Annotated in this window: 2 rRNA genes (1 of these 2 cut by a window edge); both read right to left on the reverse strand. The window is 46.9% G+C overall.

Going from position 1 to position 2,500, the window contains the following annotated elements:
* Positions 1 to 96 (reverse strand): 5S ribosomal RNA (gene rrf, locus QWZ08_RS28115); the annotation flags it as partial.
* Between the two features lie 154 nt (positions 97 to 250).
* Positions 251 to 2,500 (reverse strand): 23S ribosomal RNA (locus QWZ08_RS28120) (it continues 629 nt past the right edge of the window).

Raw genomic sequence — 2,500 nt, forward strand, 5'->3', positions numbered from 1 at the left:
CTCTCCCGGTTGGAATACCAGTACCATCGGCCATAAGGGGCTTAACTTCTCTGTTCGGTATGGGAAGAGGTGAACACCCTTGGCAAAACCACCATAAGATTTTGCAAGTTATAAGCTATCGGTTATAAGCTATAAGTCTTTCAACTTACTACTTACCACTTACTACTTACTACTTTAATAATGTACATATTGGGAAAGTTGTTTTTTAGAGTAAATCAGTATTTATAATCCTGCTTTCGCAGAAAAATAAAAAATAAAGCTTACGGGTAATTAGTACTACTCGGCTTCGATGTTACCACCCTTATACCTGTAGCCTATCAACGTGGTAGTCTTCCACGGCCCTTAAAAGTAAACTCATCTTGAGGAAGGTTTCACGCTTAGATGCTTTCAGCGTTTATCCTTGCTGTACGTAGCTACTCTGCATTGCACCTGGCGGCACAACAGATACACCAGCGGTACATACGACCCGGTCCTCTCGTACTAAGGTCATGTCCTCTCAATTTACTAGCGCCCATCACAGATAGGGACCGAACTGTCTTGCGACGTTCTGAACCCAGTTCACGTGCCACTTTAATCGGCGAACAGCCGAACCCTTGGGACCTTCTCCAGCCCCAGGATGTGACGAACCGACATCGAGGTGCCAAACCTTACCGTCGATATGAGCTCTTGGGTAAGATCAGCCTGTTATCCCCAGAGTACCTTTTATCCTTTGAGCGATGGCCCTTCCATACAGAACCACCGGATCACTTTAGCCTACTTTCGTACCTGATCGGCTTGTTAGCCTCACAGTCAAGCTCCCTTATACTAATGCGCTCTATGTACGATTACCAACCGTACTGAGGGAACCTTTGCAAGCCTCCGTTACATTTTAGGAGGCGACCACCCCAGTCAAACTACCCACCATGCACTGTTTCCCGTAAGGGATTAGATTCTAAATGTTTAAAGGTTGGTATTTCAACGACGACTCCACAATGCCTGGCGACACTGCTTCAAAGTCTCCCAACTATCCTACACATCAAAAATTCAAAATCAATGCAAAGTTGTAGTGAAGGTTCATGGGGTCTTTCCGTCCCGTGACGGGTAACCGGCATCTTCACCGATACTACAATTTCACCGGGCTCGTGGAGGAGACAGTGTACAACTCATTAGACCATTCGTGCAGGTCGGAACTTACCCGACAAGGAATTTCGCTACCTTAGGACCGTTATAGTTACGGCCGCCGTTTACTGGGGCTTCAGTCAGAAGCTTTGGCTTGCGCCGAACATCCTTCCTTAACCTTCCAGCACCGGGCAGGTATCAGGCTCTATACGTCATCTTTCGATTTTGCAGGGCCCTGTGTTTTTGCTAAACAGTTGGTTGTACCATTTTACTGAGACCATCCGAAGATGGTACGCTTTATCCCGAAGTTACAGCGTTAATTTGCCTAGTTCCTTCTCCACGGCTCACCCGAGCGCCTTAGAATATTCATCCCACCCACCTGTGTCGGTTTGCGGTACGGGCTGCTTATACCATAACTTAGAAGTTTTTCTCGGAGGTTTGATTAGGGTCACTATCAGCGCTGCCGAAGCTTTGCTGTACTATCAGGTTCGACAAACAATGCGGATTTACCTGCACCATCTATATCTACACCCTTTAACGTTCTATTCCGTAAGAACGCGGACCTTTCACTACCCCGTCACTCCATCGAAGTATAAGCAGGTGTCAGAATATTAACTGACTTGCCATCAGCTTCCCCTTTCGGGTGCGCCTAAGGACCCGACTAACCCTGATCTGATTAACATTGATCAGGAAACCTTGGGTTTACGGCGTTGAAGTTTTTCACTTCAATTATCGTTACTTATGCCTACATTTTCTTTTGAAACCACTCCAGCATGCGTCGCCGCACACCTTCGCTGTAGTTTCAATGCTCCCCTACCGATATACTACCTAGTAGCAATCTTAGAACTTCGGTTCATGGTTTGATGCCCGATTATTTTCCGTGCAGGATCTCTCGACCAGTGAGCTGTTACGCACTCTTTAAATGAATGGCTGCTTCCAAGCCAACATCCTGGCTGTTATAGAAATCCCACCTCGTTTGATCAACTTAACCATGTATTAGGGACCTTAGTTGCTAATCTGGGTTATTTCCCTCTCGGCCATGGACCTTAGCGCCCACAGCCTCACTGCCGCAGATATTTAACAGCATTCGGAGTTTGTCAGGATTTGGTAGGCGGTGAAGCCCCCTAGTCCAATCAGTAGCTCTACCTCTGTTAAACTTCTTAATGCGACGCTGTTCCTAAAAACATTTCGGGGAGAACGAGCTATCTCTCAGTTTGATTGGCCTTTCACCCCTATCCACAGGTCATCGCAAAACTTTTCAACGTTTACGCGTTCGGTCCTCCAGTGTGTGTTACCACACCTTCAACCTGCCCATGGATAGATCACAAAGTTTCGCGTCTACCCCCACTGACTAGTCGCCCTATTTGGACTTGCTTTCGCTACGGCTCCGCAACTTAAGTGC

It is taken from the genome of Ferruginibacter paludis, assembly GCF_030409685.1.
Taxonomy (GTDB): Bacteria; Bacteroidota; Bacteroidia; order Chitinophagales; family Chitinophagaceae; genus Ferruginibacter; species Ferruginibacter paludis.